This is a genomic window from Terrisphaera buseokensis (assembly GCF_047521145.2).
In the GTDB taxonomy this organism is placed as follows: Bacteria; Verrucomicrobiota; Verrucomicrobiia; order Opitutales; family Opitutaceae; genus ER46.
In genome coordinates, this window is the sequence record NZ_CM134186.1 from 7011015 (window position 1) to 7029437 (window position 18423).

An 18423-nucleotide genomic window follows, 5' to 3' on the forward strand; every position below is an offset into this window, starting at 1 on the left:
TCCCTTTTTACCTTACGTCGCGCGGGAAAGATCCGGCACGACGAAGGGCGCGCGATACGTGCGCGTGAGCATTGGATTGGCCTGCGCCGCGAATTCCCCGGCGAAGTTTTCCTGCGCGGCGTTGACGGTGAGCGGCACGCCGCGGATCAGCGGGGTCTTGGCGGCGTCGACGCCGTTCGCGGCGAGATGTTCGAGCATGCGACCGGTGGCTTCAGCGAGGAGCGCGTCGCCCTTGATGCGCTGACGCAGCTGATCAGGCGGTTCGCCCCGGCCGAGGACGTGCGAGATGTTGCCGAGATGACAGAGGGCGCTCGAGACGTGGCCTTCCTCAATGCGGCCGTACAGGTCGGCGGTCTTCCGGCTGCGCACGACGTCGATGAAATTCTGCATGTGGCGATCGCTGCCCTTGAACTCCTTTACGAGCGCGCCGGCCTTGTCATAGGCCTTGGCCTCGAAATACGCGGGCACGATCACGCTGCCGCCTTCGCAGTCGATCACGTTGCCCACGTCGACGCCGCGATACTTGTCCATCCCGTCCTTGCCTGCGGCGCCGGTCTTGCTGGGCAGGCCGCGCACTTCGAAAATCAGCGGCGCAGTCGCGTAGTCGTGCATCACGACCTGCGTGTTCGGCGTGTCACCATCATCGACGTAACCCAGCCGGCCACCGAGGCTGAGCGTGCGGCGGGGCAGGCCCTTCTCGCCGAGGAACCAGCGGGCGACATCCATTTGGTGGATACCCTGGTTGCCGACGTCGCCGTTGCCGGTGACGTGCACCCAGTGCCAGTCGTAGTGCAACCGGCTGCGCATGACCGGCGCGAGCGGCGCCGGACCGGCCCAGAGATCGTAGTTGATCGTCGTGGGAATACTGAGCGGGCCCGTGGCCTTGCCGATCGAGTCGCGGCGCTTGTAGCAGAAGCCGCGCGCCGCGGTGATCTTGCCGAGGTTGCCGGCCTGCACCCAGGCGACGGCTTCCTGCAGGCCGCTGCCGGAGCGGATCTGCGTGCCGGCCTGGACCACGCGCTTGTACTTCGTGGCGGCGCTGACGAGCTGACGGCCCTCCCAGACATTGTGGGAAACGGGTTTCTCCACGTAGACATCCTTGCCGGCCTCACACGCCCACACCGCCTGCAACGAATGCAGATGGTTCGGCGTGGCGATGGTCACAGCGTCGATGTCGGACGACTTCAACAGTTCGCGCACGTCGACGTACGTCTTCACGCCCGCGCCGCCCCCCGGCAGGCCCGCCCTGGTCTTCTCGAGCACCACGCTGTCGACGTCACACAGGGCCACCACGCGCACGCCCTTCAGTCGGGCCAGACTGCCGAGATGGTTTTTCCCGCGGCCGTTGAGACCGATCACGGCGACCCGGATATCGCCGTTGGCACCGGGCACCTGCGCCCAGGAGCGGGCGGAAAATGCCGTGGCCACGACGGCGGTGTTGCGGAGGAATGCGCGACGCGTGAGGTGATTGATGTGAAGCGGCATGGCGGGCGGAATTCTACTGGCAGTACGCGGCCAGGAAGGGCCGCTCAGAACGGGACGGAGTCAACCAGTGAGGCGGGCGGTGGCACCGCCCGCGACGGTTCATTTGCCGGCGGCGTAATCCTTGAAGTGTTCGGCAATCCGACCGGTCTTCTCGTCGCCTTGGTGGAAGAAGAAGCGCCAGCGGAACGTCACGCTGCCGCCAGCGGGAATCGTCAGGTCACCGGCTTTGGGTTGATCCTTCAGATTTTCGAAATCGTGTTTGCCGAACGGATTCGCGGCGAAGAGCGCGTAATCGCGCACGTGCCACCACGTCGGGTGCCGGGGATTCTGCGGATGATCGAACATCGCCACGCCGTACACCTTGCCGTCCTTCGGCGCGTAGTAATCGACCCAGGCGGACTTCTTGCCCCAGGTCGGCGTGTTTTTCACGCCCGCGTCGTTGACGATCGTGCCAACGCCTTCGTGCTTCACGCGCTTCTTGGTCGAGTCGCTGTACGAATGCGGAGGCGTCATCCACAACGGCAGGCGAATCGCCATCGAGCCTTCCTTCGTGTCGCCAAACACCACCGGCTTGTCGGCCGGCGCTTTCAGCGTGACCTCGTAATCGAGAAAGCGACCGTCGGCCGAAGCATGCGCGCGAATGACGGTGTCGTCCGTCAGGTGCGTGGTGCCATCCGGACCGACCCACTTGTTGCGGGCGCGAATGGTGGCCACGCCGTTGGCCGCCGATTGTTCGACGGACTCGCTCACGATCTTTCCTTGCTTGGGACCATTGGTCTCGGCCCAGAAGTCGAGGCCGTTGACGTCGCCGTGCGTGAACCACAGCGAACGGTGGTGCGGGTGATCCTTCACCTCGCCGGCCACGTCGGTCTTCATCGGAAAGTTTCGCGTCATCGGCGTGCCATCCGCCGCGAGCACCGGATACAGGTAGGGCTTCTGCGCTCCCTTGAAGATGTACTCGGTGAACAACTGGCCGCCGATTTCGACGCGCACGCGATCATCGGCGCGCGTGGCGGTGACGGCCTGGCCGCCCGCCTTGGATGACGCTGCGAACGATTCCTGAATCAGTGCCGTGTGACCAGCAACGAGGCTGGCCAACACGAGGAGGGGCAAGACACGTGTCTTCATGGGTGAGAGTAAGACGCACGCTGGTGCAAAAGGGCGCAAACCCATTCGCATCCGATCCGCCGCACGCAGCCACAAAAAAGGGCCGCACGCAGCGGCCCTTGGGGAATGAGAGGGAAGCAGCGGAATTCGCTTACTTCCAGGACAGCACCAGGCGGGTGAAGTACGTGGTGTCGAGACGCTCGACGCCACGGCCCGGCTTGCTGTTGTAATCGTTGGCCACGCCCATGCGGACCTTCCACTGGGTGCCGATGAGGGGCAGTTCCAGCGAGCTTTCGTGGGTCAGCACGAAGTTGCTGAAGTCCTCGAACGTCGGGACATAGGAAATGCGGTTAACGAGCACCGCGTTTTCCATCTGCAGGCGATGGGCGAGACCGAAGTCCAAACCGGCGCTCTTCACGTCCTCCGTGCGGGGATTGTTGTAGCCGGCATAGCGGAACGACACACCGGCGCGACCCGTGAGCAGCTGCTTGGCTTCCTTGATGAAATCGTAGCCCAAACCAGCGGCGGCCACGTTGTAGAGCTCGATGTCCTTCACGCGGTCGAAACCGGCTTCATCGCGCACATACCAGGACTTGGCGCCCGAGAAGTTGTTGGCGTAATCGACGCCGGCCTTGAACTGGTCGGCCGACTTCACGCCGTCCGAGATCTGGCGGTCGTAGGCGGAGTAGAACTGCAGCGTGTCCTGCGAGCCCGCGAGCGTCGCACGGAACGAGAAACCCGTGCCGAGCTGCTCCTTGTTGCCGGTCTTGCCCGCAACGTCCACGGCCGCTTCGTAGGCCCAACCGCGTTCCAACGCCGCGATCGCCGGATCCTTGGCACCCGCCGCCCAGGAGGCAGCGACCTTGTCGACCGTCGTCGAAATCGAACCATCGGCACCAGCGATTTGCAGCGCGCCAGCAGAGCTGGTGATCTTGCCCTCCAGCCGAGTGCCGCTCGCGAGGCGGACCGCAACCGGACCATCCGTCGTGATGCCGGTGATTTCGGACTGCTTGATCGTCACCGCGCCGGCGAAATCGGTCGTGACCGTGACAGCGCCGCCGTCGATTTTGGTGACCTTGCCGACAATACGAGCGCCGTTTTTCGTTTCGACGACGTCGGCCGACAAGGGAGCAGCCAACATGGCGGCAAACCCGAGGACAAGCATGCCTCGCTGGATGGGATTAGTGTTCATAGGATTAAGGGACAAGGGTAGATTCGACTAGACGGACCCACCTGAAGTCAACGATCCAGTTCCCATGTTCCCACAAACCTACGGGATGTTCGATTACACGTGACAACAGACCTGACTCGACACCCCGCGGATCGCCGCCTTGCTTCGGCCCGCACGCCTCCGCACCTCATGTCCCAGCCACCCGTTCACCGACCCGCTCTCATCGTCGCCGACCGCTGGCGCGATTACCAGCTGCTGGAGTGCGGCGACGGGATGAAGCAGGAGCGCTGGGGCTCGTACACGCTCGTCCGCCCCGACCCGCAGATCATCTGGCCTCGGCACCAGCAACCCTCCGGCGCCGCCTGGGAAAACTGGGACGGCTTCTATCACCGGAGTGAACAGGGCGGCGGGAAATGGGATTTCCGCCGCACCCTGCCCGACCACTGGAAACTCGCCTACGATTCGCTGGGCCTGACTTTCAAGATTCACCCGACCTCCTTCAAGCACACCGGCCTCTTTCCCGAGCAGGCGGTGAACTGGGAGTGGTTTTCAGCCAAAATAAAGGCCGCCCGCGCCGCCGGCCGCGAGGTGAACGTCCTGAACCTCTTCGGCTACACTGGCGCCGCCACCGTGGCCGCCGCCAAAGCCGGTGCGAGCGTCACCCACATCGATGCCGCCGAAGGCATGGTGAAGTGGTGCAAGGAAAACCTCGTCCTGAGCGGGCTTGCCGCCGCGCCGGTCCGCACCATTGCCGACGACTGCCTGAAGTTCGTCCGCCGCGAGCAAAAGCGCGGCAAGTTTTACGACGCCATCATCATGGACCCGCCGACCTACGGCCGCGGCTCCACGGGCGAGATGTGGAAACTCGAGGATCATCTCTGGCCGCTGCTCAACGAGTGCCGCGCCCTGCTGTCGCCGCAGCCGCTTTTCTTCCTGGTCAACGCCTACACCGCCCGCCTTTCACCGACGGTCGTCGCCAACCTGCTGGCCGAGCTGATGCACGGTCGCGGCGGCACCATCACGGCCGGCGAAGTCGGCCTGCCGATCCAGCGTGACGGCAAAGTCCTCCCCTGTGGCATCTACGGCCGCTGGGAACGGTAACCAGACGTTTGAACCGCCCGCGAATCGCGCGAATGGACGCGGATTTCGCGGCAAAGTAAGGTCCGGCTGCTCGCGGTTACGCCCACCGCTGGGCGAGGGCTCACGTTGCTTCGATCTCATTCGCGTCCATTCGCGTGATTCGCGGGCCACCGCCTTGTTTCGGCTCACGCATACTCCGCCAGTTCCAGGATCACGCCGTCGGGATCGAGGAAGTAGACGAGCGTCTTGTCGCCCGCCGCGAATTTCACGACGCCCTTGGGCACCAGCACGGGATCGCTGAAGAGCGTGACGCCCGCTGAGCGGAGCTTGGCCGCCAGCGCGGCGATGTTGTCCACGCGAAACGCGATGTGCCGCAACCCCAGCGTGTTCGGCCGCGCGTTCTCCGGCAGGGTCACACCGGCCGGCGCGACGTATTCCAGGAGTTCGATTCTGAGGCCGCCTCCGGGCGGTTCGACAAAGGCGACCTTACCCTTCACGCCCTTCAACCGGACAATCTCCTCGATCCACGCGCCTTCCATGAAGACGTCGTGTGTCTTCCGGAAGCCCAGCAGCCCGGTGTAGAACTGCACCGACCGCTCCAGGTCCGCGACGACGATGTTGATGTGGTCAATCCCTCGGATCATGGGGCGTCACGCTAACGTTGCCCTACCCGTCCGGGCAAGCGCGGCTCCCACGGCAACTCGCGTTTCACTTCGACGTCCTAAGATCCGTCGCCAAATTCCGAGCGAGAAAAATCTCAATACGCCGAAGCATTTCAGTGCGCACTTTGGCGGAGCGGAGACCGTCAATTTCATCGAAGTTAGTGAAGGCCTCGTGCGGCTTCTGAGCTCGCTTGATCGCCGTCAGATAAGCCCGGGCGTTCTCGCGGGGAACACGTTCATCGTTGCCGAAAATCACGAACACTGGGGCCGACAGCTCCGCGACGTGATTGACCGGAGAGATATCCGCCAATTCCGCCGCATCCGCCACCGGATCGCCAAAGTGGTCCTTCATCGCATCGTAGCCCGCCAAGTGGATCCGCCGGCTGTAGTCCATAAGCGCCGCCCAGTCCGTCACGCCATCGATGCTCACCGCGCACCGATAAAGTCCCGGGTTCTGCGTGACTCCAATCAGCGCCGAGAACCCTCCGAAGCCTTCACCCATGATGGCAATTCGGGCGGAATCGGCGAGCCCCAGCTCGATGGCCCAGCGCGCGGAATCCGCGATGTCCTGCTGAATCTCGCGCCCCACGCGGCGCTTTCCCATCGCGTGAAACGCCTCTCCAAAGCCCTTCGAACCGCGATAGTTGACCTGCAGGACCGCGTAGCCGCGATTCGCCAAAAACTGCACGTTGGCGTTGAAGCCCCAGGCATCGCGCGCCCAAGGCCCATCATGAACCAGGAGAACGAGCGGAAGCTGTTTCGCCTCACGCCCAGCCGGCAGCGTGAGGTAGCCGCGAACAGTCTGTCCATCGCGGACCTTGAAGCTCATTTCAAACATCTCGGCCATCTGCGCCGCCTTGACCCAAGGCCGCACCGCGAAGAGCGGCTTCAGTTCCTTCTTCGGCAGGTCAAACTGGTAAAACGCCCCGGGATCCCGGTCGGAGGAGGAACGAATCACCATGCGCTGGAGGTCGTCGCTGAGACTCGTGATGACGTTCGTCATGCGGGGCAGACTGGCGTCCACCGCAGCCTGGACCGCGGCCAGCTGCGGATCGAACCACACCGGCTTGGTGCGATCCGCGACGTAATAAATCCCGAGTAGAGTGCGGCTCTTCGGCGCCAGCACCGGTGTCATCGCCAAGTCGAGATCGTAGCGATCATGGCTCAGGATGAGCTCGCCCCAAGCCTCCTTGAGCAGATCGTAGGCATACACGCCCCAGGTGCCCGCAGGCGTGACGAGACCGCAGTAAAGCACGTTGCCGTCACCGCTCAGCCACTGCGGCCGCAGGCGATCCTTGGACCAATCCAAGTCCTTCGGCACCCGCCAAGGCGCTCCGTCCTTTTCCCGGTAGAGCACGCGCTGCAGGACGCCCTCGGTCTCGATCGCGATGCGCACCACGCCGGCGCCATCGACCATCCAGCCCGTGACTTTTCCCGGATTGTCTTCCACGCGCACCGAGGTTGCGCGGCGCGTGTCCACCCGCTCGATCCGCGGATAAGGGAGAACGAAGAAGGGCTGATAGCGCCCCATCACTTCCCGGTCGTAACTCAGCACCAGGACTTCATCGCGCCGTGCTCCTTCAAAGCGGTTGAAGATCACGGAGGACGGCAGCGCCACCGCCGGAAGCAGATCCTTACCGCCGATGTCAGTGCTCGCACTGCGTCCGAAGATCACCCGCTGTGAATTCACCCAAACCGGAGTGCCGTAACCGGCGTTCGCCCCAATCCGACTCACGCGCCCCGACTCCCACTCGCGAAACACCAGGACCCGCTCACGGTCGTCACCAAACTCGTACGCCAGCGTCGCGCCATCAGGCGAAATCGTCACGTCACTTGCCCCGACCAGATTCGTGAAATCACTCACCGGAAGCAGCGGCGGCGGTGTCGCCGCTGCTTCCGGCGCATCCGCACCTAACACGAGGGCAAGGCAGAACAGATAAATGGGCTTCATGGGGCGGACGTACCGAAGCTGGCGACGCTCCCACCAGACTCGTCGGGCGAAAAGCTTTTTAGTCGGCTTTTTCCCGCAAGCCGCTTCGTTGGGGGAAATCATGTCTCCGCTCGCCTCCGCCTACTACGAACGCGCCAACGCCATGCTCGCCACCGCGTGGTCCGCCAACGCCGCCACCCTCGCGCGCCTCGCGCCGATCCTCGGCGCCAGCGTCGCGCGCGGCGAAGTCATCCACACCTTCGGCTCCGGCCACAGCGAGATCATCGCCCGCGAAATCGTCGGCCGCGCCGGCGGGCTCGTATGCATCACAAGCATCAACGATCCCACCGCCGGCTTCATCGAAAACCTCGTCGGCTACGGCACCAAACTCGTCGAACGCTACGACCGACAATACGAACTCCGCGCCGGCGAAGCCGTCATCGTGATTTCAAACTCCGGCAAGAATTCCTCGCCCATCGAGGTCGCGCTGCACGCGAAGAAAAAAGGCTGCGTCGTTATCGGCCTGACGTCGCTCGCGATGTCGACGACGGCAAAAACCGTGCACCCCGACGGCAAAAAACTGCACGAGCTGTGCGACTACACGTTGGACAATGGTGGTGTGCCCGGTGACGCCATCATGAAGGTCACCGACGCCGTCTCGACGGGCCCGACGAGCACGTTCATCGGCGGCTCGCTGCTCAACTGGCTGATGATCTCCACCATGGAATGGCTGCGCGACAACGGCCACGATCTGCCCGTCCTGCGCAGCCAGAACATCCCCGGTGCCATCGAGCACAACCGCAAGGTGGGCGAGAAATACAAGTACCGCCTGAGCAAACAACTCGCCTGAGACTCTTTTTAGACAGAATGAACAGAATCAACTGAATGGTCTGATCCCCTCTGCCGGATTCTTTCCATTCTGTTCATTCTGTCCCAACTCAGTTCATGAAAATCGGCGTTGATGGTGGCGGCACCAAGACCGAGTGCATTCTGGTCGATGACGCCGGCACGATCGTCGCGCGGCAACTCGCACCCGGTTGCAATCCCAACGTCGTCGGGACCGACACCGCCCGCCAGATCGCAACCGATGCGCTGCGAGCGCTGACGTTGTCACTCCACTCTCAACCCTCAACTCTCCCCGTTGTCGTCCACCGCACGCACCTGTACATGTCCGGCGCGCCCGGGTTCTGGCAGGAGTTCGCCGCGTCGTTAGCCGGCTTCGGTCACGTCACCGCTTCGCCCGACTCGCTGCCGACGCTGGAACTCGCCACGGACGGGAAACCCGGCCTGGTACTTCACGCCGGCACGGGATCGTTCGTTGCCGCCCGCGCGCCCGATGGCACGGTCCACTACGCTGGCGGGACCGGCTGGCGGTTTGGAGATCCGGGCAGCGGCTATGAACTGGGCCGGCGCGCCATTGCCCGCGCGCTGCTCGAACTGCAGGCCTGGCTGCCTGCTTCCCGCCTCGGCCCGGCCGTGCGCGCGCACACGGAACTCGGCGATGACGCCGACGTCCGCGCGGTCACGCGTTATTTCTACGCTCACGCCGAGCCCAACCGCGTCATCGCTGCGCTCGCGCCGACCGTGCTCGGGCTGGCCACCGAGGGTGACGCGACCGCCCGGGCCGTCGTGATCGAGTCCGCCGCGGAGTTGCTCGACCTCGCGTTGCACGTGGCCGGCAAACTGTTTCCCGGCACGCCGCACGCCGACATCCCGACCGGCCTGAGCGGCGCGTTACTGATCAATCCCGTGGTCGCGAGCGCGCTCGCCGCCCGCACGTCGCTTCGTTTCCAACCCATCACCGCCGCCCCGATTGAGGGCGTCCGCCGGCTCGTTGCCCGCGACCGTTGAAACCCATGCGTTCCCTGCCGTCGCTCCTCCGCCGTCACCGCAACGCAATCGTCGCGGCCATGGCCGCCTTGGTCCTCGCAGCCGCGTCCGCCGGTGGCGCGGTTCCGACCAAGCCCACCGCGCCGGCCGAGAAGGTGCCAGGGCAGGCTTACTTCGGCCTAGATCGCTACGTTGAATACCTCGCTGGCGATCTGCCGATTGTGCTGACCTCGCCGCACGGCGGCCGGATGCGGCCGGATGCGATTCCCAACCGCAAGGAAGGCGTGAAGGACATGGACGTGAACACGCAGGAACTGGCGCGCGCGATCATCGAGGAGTTACACGCGCGCTCGGGCCGCCGCGCGCACCTGATCGCGAGTCACCTGCACCGCAGCAAGCTCGACCCGAACCGCGAGATCAAGGAAGCCGCGCAGGGCCAGGTCCTCGCCGAACGCACGTGGCATGAGTTTCACGCCTCGATCCGCGAAGCCCTCGCCGCCGCCGTCGCGCGGCACGGTTTCGCGTTCCTGATCGATCTGCACGGACACGCGCACCCGATCGCCCGCATCGAACTCGGCTACGCCCTCGAGGCGAAGCAGCTCAATCAATCCGACGCTGCCTTCGATGCCTCCGGCCTGATGGCCCTGAGCACGCTGAGCGATCTGCACGCGCGCGTCGGCGGGAGTGCCGCCACGCTGCTGCGCGGCCCCGGCAGCCTGGGCGATCTGTTTTCGACGCGCGGGATTCGGGCCGTCCCGAGTCCGAAGGATCCCCAACCGGGCGATCATCCGTTCTTCGCCGGCGGCTACATCGTGCGCGTCCACGCGGGCGGCGACACGCCGAAGGTCGACGGCCTGCAAATCGAAACCTACCGCGCCGGCATCCGCGACACGGCGGAAAACCGCGCGCGCTTCGCCCGGATCACCGTCGAGGCGCTCACCGTGTTTCTGCGCGAACGCTACGGCTTCGAGCTGGCCGCCGCCACGCGGGCGAAATGAAACCGCGCGGGACAGCGATGCTGGTCCGTTTCACCAAGAACCGGCCCGAGGCCGCGGCCGACACGCTGACCTGCGTGCGTTCCGACGGCTCCACCACCACGCGCGAGATGCCGCGGCAGGGCATCCTGCCCCGGGACGCCGCCTGCTTCGTGGTGGAGCAACGACTCGGCTGGACGAACGCCCACTTCGGTGCCATCGCCCGCGGCCGCCCTCTGGCCGAGCCCGCAGTCCCGCCGCGCGCGATCGCCACGGACACGAAGACCGCCCCGGAAAGTGCGAGCGCCGCCGGTCAATGCGCCGCGCTGGTGGAATGCCTGCAAGGCGAGCAATGGGGCGGCGCGACGGATCCCGCGGCGTTTGCGATTAAACTGCGCGCCGCCTGCCGCCGCCACGGCGTTGTCACGCCCGCCCTTCCCGACGCCACGATCGCGGATCTACGCGCGGCGCTGCGGGAGTTTGGTGCTGCGTGGCGTCCGCTCACGCCCGGCCAGTCGGTCGAGCGCTCGTATCCGTGACGCTGTGACCGCCCGATGCTGACCTCCGCGCCACCTGTGACAGTCCTCCCCGAGCCCGCGTGGCAGGCGCTGCAGCACGCGCATGAAACGCGCGTGCGGGCGTGGACCGATCCGCATCACGCGCGGACGGCGCACGGCGAGAAGCATCCGGTCTACGATTTTCTTTTCACCTACTATGGCTTTCGCCCGGCGTGGTTGCGCCGCTGGCATCCGGGGCCGGACGTCATCCTCGCCGGCACCGCGGCGCGCGAGTTTCTCCGCTGGCCCGAGTATCAGGAAACCCCTGACGGCGTGGCCCTCAACGCCGCTGCCGCGCCGGTCCACCGCCGCGAGTATCTCGACTGGCTGCGCCGGTTGCTCACCGCGATGCAGGAACGCCCCGCGTTCTTCGGCTGCCACGGCCTGCACGAGTGGGCGATGGTGTACCGGCAGACGCCCGACGAGGTGCGCCACAACGCGTGGCCGCTGCGTTTCCCCGCCGCGGAGCTCGCGCAGATCGTGGAGGCGAACGCGGTCTGTTGCTCGCACTACGACGCCTTCCGCTTCTTCACGCCGCCGGCCCGCCCGTTGAACAAGCTCCAGCCGACCCGCGTCGACGTCCCGCAGCTCGAGCAGCGCGGCTGTCTCCATGCGAACATGGATCTCTACAAGTGGGCGTTCAAACTCGCGCCGTTCGCACCGTCACAGTTGATCGCCGACGGTTTCGAGCTCGCCCGGGATATCCGGGCGGTGGATATGCGCGCGAGTCCCTACGATCTGCGCAGCCTCGGCTTCGTTCCAATTCCCATCGAGACCACCGCCGGTCGCGAGGAGTACGAGCGACACCAGCGCGCCTTCACCGCGCGCGGCGAGCCGCTGCGCGCCCAGCTGATCGCGCTGTGCGATCGGCTGTTGGCCGGGGGGAGTTGAGGGCTGAGGGTTGAGAGACCTATCCGGGTGCGTCCCTTGCACGTCTGATCTTGAGGTAAGTCGATCGGAGTTCTCTCTCAACTCTCAGCCCTCAACTCTCAACTCCCCCAACCCGCCCCTCACACCATCCGCTCGAGCGCCATGGCGGCGGCGGTGGTGCGGTTCTCGACGCCGAGTTTGGAAAACGTGCTTTCGAGGTGCTTCTTCACCGTGGTGAGTCCGATGCCGAGCACGGTGGCGATCTCGTCGTTAGTCTTGCCGCGCGCCACCCAGAACAACACTTCCGCCTCGCGCGGCGTCAGGCCCAGGGCCTCGAGTTGCTGCGGCTTCGCGTCGCCGGTGCCACTCCGCGTCGGGGCGGCGGGCGCGACTTTCTCGGATCGGCGCAGGCGCGCGCGAATGGCCGCCACCAGCTCGTCCGGCACGACCGGCTTCGTGAGATAGTCGTCGGCTCCCAGATTCATGCCGGTGCGGATGTCCTCCTGCTCACTCCAGCCGGTGAGGAACACGAAGGGCAGATGCGCCGTGCGCGGTTCGTTGCGCAGCGTCTCGAGCACGCGGTGGCCATTCATCTCCGGCATCGTGATGTCGCACAGCACGAGATCGGGCGGCTCCTTGCGGGCCTTTTCGATCCCTTCGCGTCCATTGCGCGCCTCGGACACCTGATAGCCTTCGAGCCGCAAGAGTTCGATATACTGCTCCCGCAGGCGTGCGTCGTCATCGATGACCAAAATCCGTTTCACCGCGCCGAGTATTCAAAGCGTCGGACCGGATGTAAAGCCGCCGCTCCGTCATGACACCCTTCGCTGCGTCAATGGGGCGATCGGCCCAGTCCCGTCCGGCCCATAGTTGATCGCGGCGAGTCGTGGCATCATGGCCGCAGCAATCAACCAACCGTCATCATGTACTCGTTCCCTGCTCCTGCCATCGTTGCCGCGCTCGCCGCGGCCGTTGCCCTTCCCTTCAGCCTCGCCGCCGCCGGCACGCTCGCCCTGACCGCCGGCCTCGGCGTCATCATCCACGCCGACTACGTGTTGCGGTGCAAGCGGGTCCGGCTGCCGCGGCTCGCGATCGCTCCGGATTCGGCCAGCACCAAGACGCCGTTCCGCGGCGAGACCCAGCCGCTCGCCGCCTGATCGCGCGACCGACGCCGCCCTCTCCGCCCGGTTCTCCGCGCGTTGCCGCCCATGACTCCGACCGAGGTCGAACTCGTACAACACTCGTTCCGCCGGCTTTCACCGCTGGCGGATCAGGTGGCCGGGCTGTTCTGTGCCCGATTGTTCGAGCTCGATCCTCGCGTCCGCTCCCTCTTCTGCGGCTGCCTGCATGATCAGGGCCGGACGTGGATCGCGACCCTCGGTTCCGCCGTCGCCTCCCTTCACGACCTCGAGTCCCTCCTCCCGTCCATGCGCGCGCTCGGCGCCCGCCACGGCGGCCAGGGCCTGCTTGAGGAACACTACGCCGCCGTAGGCGATGCGCTCCTGTGGACCCTGCACAAGGGCCTCGGCCCGGAGTTCACGCCCGCGGTCCGCGAGGCGTGGTTTGCCACCTACTCGCTCCTCGCCCAGGCGATGATCGAGGGTCACCGCCACGCCACGCCGCCCGCCCAAACCCTGACCGCTTCCGCCGCCCTGCCATGACCCGTTCGCTGCTCAGCCCGCTTCGGTCCCGTCGCGTCATTCCGAGCCCGCTCCCGCCGGCCCGCGATCCGCGCACCCTCAACGTCAACCTGCAACCGGGCACCCGCCAGACGGTCGCGGCGATCGGCGCGTTGTGGCTGTCGTTTGCCGGCGCAACATCCGGCGCCACGGCCCGATCCGGCGCGTTCGCGGTCGACGGCGTGCTCACTCCCCGTTCGCGGTGACTGAGCCCACCAGCCCGCCCGCCCGTGACACGAGCACGACCGGGTGCACCGCGCCCGGCCTGATCGCGCCGATCCGCCCCGGTCGTTTCACCGTCCGGGAGCCGCCGGAGAAGTCCGCCGTTGCGCACGGTCTCTTCCCGATTATTCCAGTCGTCGCACCTGGGTGCGCCACCGTGGCTCCGCGCAAGAAAAACGCCTCCGCTTCGTCCAACGCCGAACTGGCGCGGGTGCAGGAGGCGTTGCGCCAGAGCGAGGCGAGCCGCCGCGAATCGCAGGCCTTCTTCGAGCGCAGCTTCAACGGCAACCCGGCCCTCATGTCGATCGCCAACGCCGCCGACGGCCGCATCCTCGAGGTCAACCCATCTCTCCTCCGCGCATCGGGCTACACGCGCGAGGAAATCGTCGGCAAGAGCACCGGCGAAATCGGCATCTGGGTGAACAAGGAGCAGCGCGAGGAGTTTTTCCGCCGGCTGAAAACCGACGGCGTCGTGCGCGATCTCGAGGCGGATTTCCGGACGAAGTCCGGCGGCCTGCGCTCCATCCTGGTCAATGCCGACATCATCGAGCTGAGCGGCCGGAAATGCTTCCTCACCGTCGGCATCGACGTCACCGAGCGGCGCCGCCGCGAGAAGATCCAGGCCGCCACGTACGAGATTTCCCAGGCCGTGCTCGGCAGCAACGATCTCCTGACGCTGCTCGGCAAGGTCCACCAGATCATCGGCGCGCTCGTGCCCGCGAAGAATTTCTACGTCGCGCTGCTCAACGCCGACCGCTCGATGCTGTCGTTTCCCTACTTCGTCGACGAACGCACCCCGCAGCCGCCGTCGCGGCCGCCGCGGAACGGCCTGACGGAATTCGTCATCGAGACCCGCCAGCCCCTGCTCGCCGGCTACGAAGAAATCGTCGGCCGGCTCAAGTCGCGGGGCAACTACTCGCCGCAAGGCAACCCGTCGGCCCAGTGGCTCGGCGCGCCGCTCGTCGTGGACGATCGCTGCTTCGGCGTGATCACGGTGCAGGATTATCACAATCCGCAGGCGTATACCGACGATGACATGCGGCTGATGCTCTTCGTCGCCGAGCAGACTGCGGCCGCCATCCACCGGCAGCAGGTCGAGGCCGCCCAGCGCGAGGCGCGGACGTATTTCGAAAAGAGCTTCCATTCGAGTCCGGCGCTGATGGCGATCACGCGCGTGACCGACGGTCTTATCACCGAGGCCAACCCGGCGTTTCTCCGGGGCATCGGGTACACGCGCGACGAGGTGATCGGTCGCACGACGTTCGACATCGGGCTGTGGGCCAACCCCACGCAGCGCGACGACTACATGCGGCGCTTCCGCGAGGAGGGCGCGGTCCGTGATCTCGCGGCGCAGATTCGCGGCAAGTCCGGCGCGGTTCGCACGCTTCTAATCAACGCCGATCTGATCGAACTCGGCGGCACGCTGTGCGCCCTCACCGTCGGCATCGACATCACGGAGCGCCGGCGCCGCGAACAGGTGCAGACCGCCACGTATCAGATTTCCCAGGTCGTCCTCACCGGCGGCGATCTCTCGGCGCTCTTCGCCGAGGTGCATCGCATCATCGGCGGCCTCATGCCAGCGAAGAACTTCTACGTCGCGCTCCTCAGCGCCGACGGCAGCGAGCTACAGTTTCCGTATTTCGTCGACGAACACGTCCCGCCGCCGGAGCCGCGCCCGCTGGGCAACGGCTTCACCGAATACGTGCTGCACACCGGCCGGCCCGCGCGCGTCACCGCCGCCGATCTCCCCGGCCTGCTCGGCAGCCGCGGCCCCTATCATCCCCTCGACCGCCCGGCCGCCCAGCGTCTCGGCGCGCCGCTGCGGGTCGATGGCCAGGCGCTGGGCGTCATCGCGCTTCAGGACTACGCCAATGGCGATTCCTACAGCGATGAGGATCTGCGGTTGCTGAACTTCGTGGCCGAGCAGGCGGCGGTGGCCGTCAAGCGGCGGCAAACCGAGGCCGCCGCCGCCCGCGCCCAGCGTCGTTACCAACTCATCTTCGAGAACGCCGTCGAGGGCCTCTACGTCACCACGCCCGAGGGCCGCTTCATCAGCGCCAACCCCGCGCTCGCGCGTATCCTGGGTTATGAGACGCCCGCGGAGCTGCTCGCCGCGATCAACGACGTGCGCCGCCAGATCTACGTGCAGACGGAACGGCGCGACGACTTTTTCGCGCTGGTCCAGCGGCGCGACGAAGTCACCGGGTTCGAATCGGAGATCTTTCGCCGCGACGGCACGCGCGGCTGGATCTCGGAATCCGTGCGCGTGGTGCGCAACGCCGACGGCACGATCGATCACTTCGAGGGCGTGGCCACCGACATCACGCAGAAACACGAGGCCGCCCGGGCGCTGAGCGAGGCGAAGGAGGCCGCCGACGCCGCCAGCCGCGCCAAGAGTTACTTCCTCGCGAGCGTGAGCCACGAGCTGCGCACGCCGCTCAACGGCATCCTCGGCTACACCCAGATTCTGCGCCGTGATGCGGCGCTCACGACCAAGCAGCGCGACGGCGTGCGCGTGATCCACGAGTCCGCCGATCACCTCCTCGCGCTCATCAACGACGTGCTCGACCTTTCGAAGATCGAGGCCGGCCGCATCGAGCTGCATCCGACCGATTTCGATCTGCCCGGTTTCGCCGCCGCCATCGAACGCGTGTTCACGCCGCGCGCGAAGGAGAAGAGCATCCTGTTTGAGACCGCCGTCGCCGCCGACCTGCCCGACTGGGTGCGCGGCGACGAACAGCGGCTGCGGCAGGTCGTGTTCAACCTGCTCTCGAACGCGGTGAAGTTCACGCGCACCGGCGGCGTGGTGTTCTCGGTCCAGAGCCTGCCCGGAGCCGACGGCACGCACTTCATTCGTTTCTCTGTGAGCGATACCGGCATTGGCATCTCGGCCGATGACATCACGAAGCTGTTCGAGCCCTTTGCCCAGGTGGGCCAGAATGCCGGTGCCGGCACCGCCGCCTCGGGCACGGGCCTCGGCCTCGCGATCAGCCGCAGTCTCGTCGAGCGCATGGGCGGCAAGCTCAACGTCGAGAGCAAGCTCGGCTGGGGCAGCCGTTTCTGGTTCGACGTCGCGCTGCCCGTCGTCACCGCCGCGCAGCCGCCCGCGAAAACCCAGAACCGCCGCATCGTCGGCTACGAAGGCCCGCCGCACCGCGTCCTCGTGGTGGACGACAACGCCGCCAATCGCGCCGTGATGGTCGAGATGCTCGCGCCCCTGGGTTTCGAAGTCGTGGAGGTGCCGGACGGACTCACGGCCGTGCAGGAAGCCGAGACCTTTCAGCCGGCACTGATCCTGATGGACCTGCGGCTGCCCGGCGAAATCGACGGTCTCGAAGCCACGCGCCGGCTGCGCAGTTCGCCCCGCGGTCCGGCGCTGCGCATCGTCGCCGTATCCGCCAGCGCCTACGACCTGGACCGGAGCGAGTGCTTCGCCGCGGGTTGCGACGATTTTCTGGCCAAGCCTTTCCGCGAGGAGGAACTCTGGAACGTCGTGGAGCGCGCGCTCGCGCTGACCTGGCGTTACACCGAATTGGAGGAAACGCGCTCGCCGTTCGCGCTCGCGATGTTTCCGCCGCCGGCCGCCGAGGCCGCGCTGTTGTATGAACTCGCGTCGAAGGGCGACGTCGTGGGCCTGCGCACCCGCGCCCAGGCGTTGATCGAAGTCGACGCCCGTTACGCTCCGTTCGCGCAGGGCGTGCTCGATCTCGCGGCGCGTTTCAAGATGAAGGCAGTCCGCCAATTTGTCGCCCGCTACATCGCCTGACATGCCCGAGACCATTCTCATCGTTGATGACACGCCCGCAAATCTCGGCGTGTTGGTCGAAACGCTCGGCGAATCCGGCTACCAGCTGATGGTGGCCGAGGACGGCGAGGAAGCGCTCGCGCAGACGGCGCAGACGCGCCCGGATCTCATCCTGCTCGACGTGATGATGCCCGGCATCGACGGTTTCGAAACGTGCCGCCGCTTCAAGGCCCGGCCCGGCACGCGCGACATCCCGGTGCTGTTCATGACCGCGCTCAACGAGACGGCCGACAAGGTGAAAGCCTTCAGCGCCGGCGGCGTCGATTACATCACCAAGCCCATCGAACACGAGGAGGCGCTCGCGCGCGTGCGGACGCACCTGACCCTCCGCCGCCTGCGGCGCGAACTGGAAAGCGAACTCGCGTTGAAGGAACGCTTCATGCGGATGGCCGGCCACGATCTGCGCAGTCCCCTCTGCCTGATTCTCATGGCCGGCGAACTGGCGCGGCGTCAGCCCGCCGTGACGGCGTCAGCGTCACTCACGAAGTCGCTCGACAGCATCACGGAATCCGCGGCGCAGATGCGGCGGATCATCGACACGTTTCTCGAGCTGCGTGTGCCGACCGCGACCAGCGGCGCCAACGGACGCGTTGACCTCAATCTCCTCGGCAACGCCGTCATCCGCCAGCACACGCACGCCGCCGAGCGCAAACAGATCGTGCTGTCGTCCGAGTGGACCGAGCCGCTGCCGCTCGCCCGCTGCGACGCTGCGCTCGCGTACCAGGCGTTCACGAATCTCACGAGCAACGCCCTGAAATTCACGCCGCTCGAAGGCACCGTGGTGATTCGCACGCGGAGCACAGGCGACCGCGTGCGCGTCGAGGTGCAGGACACCGGGCCCGGCGTGCCCGTCACGGAGCGCAGCCAGCTTTTCCAGGAGCACGCCCGTCTTTCGCCTCGTCCGACCGGCGGCGAGGAAAGCAACGGCCTCGGACTCGCGATCGTGAAACACCTGATCGAGTCGCAGTCCGGCGCGGTCGGCGCGGACTTCCCCGATCCGCGCGGCAGCGTCTTCTGGTTCGAGTTGCCCGCGCGTTAACGCACTTTGGTG

At 66.2% G+C, this 18423-nt stretch carries 17 protein-coding genes; 11 read left to right on the forward strand and 6 right to left on the reverse strand.

Annotated features, from left to right (window positions below; genetic code table 11):
• Positions 1-12: 12 nt before the first annotated feature.
• The 3 genes from ACLJEU_RS26315 to ACLJEU_RS26325 form a co-directional block, all read right to left on the reverse strand.
• Positions 13-1485 carry a Gfo/Idh/MocA family protein gene (locus ACLJEU_RS26315; protein WP_414664568.1) on the reverse strand — a complete coding sequence of 491 codons (1473 nt, stop codon included), beginning with the start codon at positions 1483-1485 and terminating at the stop codon, positions 13-15.
• 99 nt (positions 1486-1584) lie between these two features.
• Entirely contained in the window at positions 1585-2613 is a 1029-nt protein-coding gene (locus ACLJEU_RS26320) for a DUF6807 domain-containing protein (RefSeq protein ID WP_414664569.1), read from the reverse strand.
• A gap of 130 nt (positions 2614-2743) precedes the next feature.
• Positions 2744-3784, reverse strand: a complete 1041-nt coding sequence (locus tag ACLJEU_RS26325) for a DUF481 domain-containing protein (protein WP_414664570.1) — start codon at positions 3782-3784, stop codon at positions 2744-2746.
• Positions 3785-3952: 168 nt separating this feature from the next.
• Here ACLJEU_RS26325 and ACLJEU_RS26330 point away from each other — a divergent pair, with 168 nt between their 5' ends.
• Positions 3953-4864, forward strand: a complete 912-nt coding sequence (locus ACLJEU_RS26330) for a class I SAM-dependent methyltransferase (protein ID WP_414664571.1) — start codon at positions 3953-3955, stop codon at positions 4862-4864.
• A gap of 164 nt (positions 4865-5028) precedes the next feature.
• On the opposite strand, the gene ACLJEU_RS26335 is transcribed toward ACLJEU_RS26330, so the two are convergent.
• Positions 5029-5487: a VOC family protein gene (locus tag ACLJEU_RS26335; RefSeq protein WP_414664572.1), complete on the reverse strand. Its 459-nt coding sequence runs from the start codon at positions 5485-5487 to the stop codon at positions 5029-5031.
• A 64-nt stretch (positions 5488-5551) separates the two neighbouring features.
• A complete protein-coding gene (locus tag ACLJEU_RS26340) occupies positions 5552-7456 on the reverse strand; it encodes an alpha/beta hydrolase family protein (protein ID WP_414664573.1) in 1905 nt (634 codons plus the stop codon).
• Between the two features lie 100 nt (positions 7457-7556).
• Between ACLJEU_RS26340 and ACLJEU_RS26345 the strand changes: the two genes are divergently transcribed.
• From ACLJEU_RS26345 to ACLJEU_RS26365, 5 genes are all read left to right on the forward strand, one after another.
• Positions 7557-8285 (forward strand): sugar isomerase domain-containing protein, encoded by a 729-nt coding sequence (locus ACLJEU_RS26345; protein WP_414664574.1) that lies wholly within the window; start codon positions 7557-7559, stop codon positions 8283-8285.
• Positions 8286-8380: 95 nt separating this feature from the next.
• Entirely contained in the window at positions 8381-9286 is a 906-nt protein-coding gene (locus ACLJEU_RS26350) for an N-acetylglucosamine kinase (RefSeq protein ID WP_414664575.1), read from the forward strand.
• 5 nt (positions 9287-9291) lie between these two features.
• Positions 9292-10263 (forward strand): N-formylglutamate amidohydrolase, encoded by a 972-nt coding sequence (locus ACLJEU_RS26355; protein WP_414664576.1) that lies wholly within the window; start codon positions 9292-9294, stop codon positions 10261-10263.
• Positions 10260-10778: a hypothetical protein gene (locus tag ACLJEU_RS26360; protein WP_457795320.1), complete on the forward strand. Its 519-nt coding sequence runs from the start codon at positions 10260-10262 to the stop codon at positions 10776-10778. The genes ACLJEU_RS26355 and ACLJEU_RS26360 overlap by 4 nt, the downstream gene beginning before the upstream one ends.
• 36 nt (positions 10779-10814) lie before the next feature.
• On the forward strand, positions 10815-11687 hold the full coding sequence (locus tag ACLJEU_RS26365) for a 3-methyladenine DNA glycosylase (RefSeq protein WP_414664578.1): 873 nt from the start codon (positions 10815-10817) through the stop codon (positions 11685-11687).
• 119 nt (positions 11688-11806) lie between these two features.
• Here the strand turns inward: ACLJEU_RS26365 and ACLJEU_RS26370 are convergent, their stop codons facing one another.
• Entirely contained in the window at positions 11807-12430 is a 624-nt protein-coding gene (locus ACLJEU_RS26370; protein ID WP_414664579.1) for a response regulator, read from the reverse strand.
• Between the two features lie 159 nt (positions 12431-12589).
• Here ACLJEU_RS26370 and ACLJEU_RS26375 point away from each other — a divergent pair, with 159 nt between their 5' ends.
• The 5 genes from ACLJEU_RS26375 to ACLJEU_RS26395 are packed head-to-tail and all read left to right on the forward strand — an operon-like array spanning position 12590 to position 18411.
• Entirely contained in the window at positions 12590-12823 is a 234-nt protein-coding gene (locus ACLJEU_RS26375; RefSeq protein WP_414664580.1) for a hypothetical protein, read from the forward strand.
• Positions 12824-12874: 51 nt separating this feature from the next.
• Positions 12875-13327, forward strand: coding sequence for a globin domain-containing protein (locus ACLJEU_RS26380; RefSeq protein ID WP_414664581.1), 453 nt, complete (start codon positions 12875-12877; stop codon positions 13325-13327).
• On the forward strand, positions 13324-13551 hold the full coding sequence (locus tag ACLJEU_RS26385) for a hypothetical protein (protein WP_414664582.1): 228 nt from the start codon (positions 13324-13326) through the stop codon (positions 13549-13551). Before ACLJEU_RS26380 ends, ACLJEU_RS26385 begins: the two co-directional genes overlap by 4 nt.
• Positions 13548-17333, forward strand: coding sequence for a PAS domain S-box protein (locus tag ACLJEU_RS26390; RefSeq protein ID WP_414664583.1), 3786 nt, complete (start codon positions 13548-13550; stop codon positions 17331-17333). Before ACLJEU_RS26385 ends, ACLJEU_RS26390 begins: the two co-directional genes overlap by 4 nt.
• A 1-nt stretch (position 17334) precedes the next feature.
• The gene (locus ACLJEU_RS26395) at positions 17335-18411 is read left to right on the forward strand and encodes a hybrid sensor histidine kinase/response regulator (protein ID WP_414664584.1); all 1077 of its coding nucleotides are present in this window, start codon (positions 17335-17337) and stop codon (positions 18409-18411) included.
• The last annotated feature ends 12 nt before the right edge of the window (positions 18412-18423 follow it).

Excerpts from the sequence above, each read along its gene's own strand:
- ACLJEU_RS26335 (WP_414664572.1), bottom strand. The coding sequence starts at position 5,487 with ATGATCCGAGGGATTGACCACATCAACATCGTCGTCGCGGACCTGGAG.
- ACLJEU_RS26380 (WP_414664581.1), top strand. The coding sequence starts at position 12,875 with ATGACTCCGACCGAGGTCGAACTCGTACAACACTCGTTCCGCCGGCTT.
- ACLJEU_RS26325 (WP_414664570.1), bottom strand. The coding sequence starts at position 3,784 with ATGAACACTAATCCCATCCAGCGAGGCATGCTTGTCCTCGGGTTTGCC.
- ACLJEU_RS26360 (WP_457795320.1), top strand. The coding sequence starts at position 10,260 with ATGAAACCGCGCGGGACAGCGATGCTGGTCCGTTTCACCAAGAACCGG.
- ACLJEU_RS26340 (WP_414664573.1), bottom strand. The coding sequence starts at position 7,456 with ATGAAGCCCATTTATCTGTTCTGCCTTGCCCTCGTGTTAGGTGCGGAT.
- ACLJEU_RS26330 (WP_414664571.1), top strand. The coding sequence starts at position 3,953 with ATGTCCCAGCCACCCGTTCACCGACCCGCTCTCATCGTCGCCGACCGC.
- ACLJEU_RS26315 (WP_414664568.1), bottom strand. The coding sequence starts at position 1,485 with ATGCCGCTTCACATCAATCACCTCACGCGTCGCGCATTCCTCCGCAAC.
- ACLJEU_RS26375 (WP_414664580.1), top strand. The coding sequence starts at position 12,590 with ATGTACTCGTTCCCTGCTCCTGCCATCGTTGCCGCGCTCGCCGCGGCC.
- ACLJEU_RS26395 (WP_414664584.1), top strand. The coding sequence starts at position 17,335 with ATGCCCGAGACCATTCTCATCGTTGATGACACGCCCGCAAATCTCGGC.
- ACLJEU_RS26350 (WP_414664575.1), top strand. The coding sequence starts at position 8,381 with ATGAAAATCGGCGTTGATGGTGGCGGCACCAAGACCGAGTGCATTCTG.
- ACLJEU_RS26385 (WP_414664582.1), top strand. The coding sequence starts at position 13,324 with ATGACCCGTTCGCTGCTCAGCCCGCTTCGGTCCCGTCGCGTCATTCCG.
- ACLJEU_RS26355 (WP_414664576.1), top strand. The coding sequence starts at position 9,292 with ATGCGTTCCCTGCCGTCGCTCCTCCGCCGTCACCGCAACGCAATCGTC.
- ACLJEU_RS26345 (WP_414664574.1), top strand. The coding sequence starts at position 7,557 with ATGTCTCCGCTCGCCTCCGCCTACTACGAACGCGCCAACGCCATGCTC.
- ACLJEU_RS26320 (WP_414664569.1), bottom strand. The coding sequence starts at position 2,613 with ATGAAGACACGTGTCTTGCCCCTCCTCGTGTTGGCCAGCCTCGTTGCT.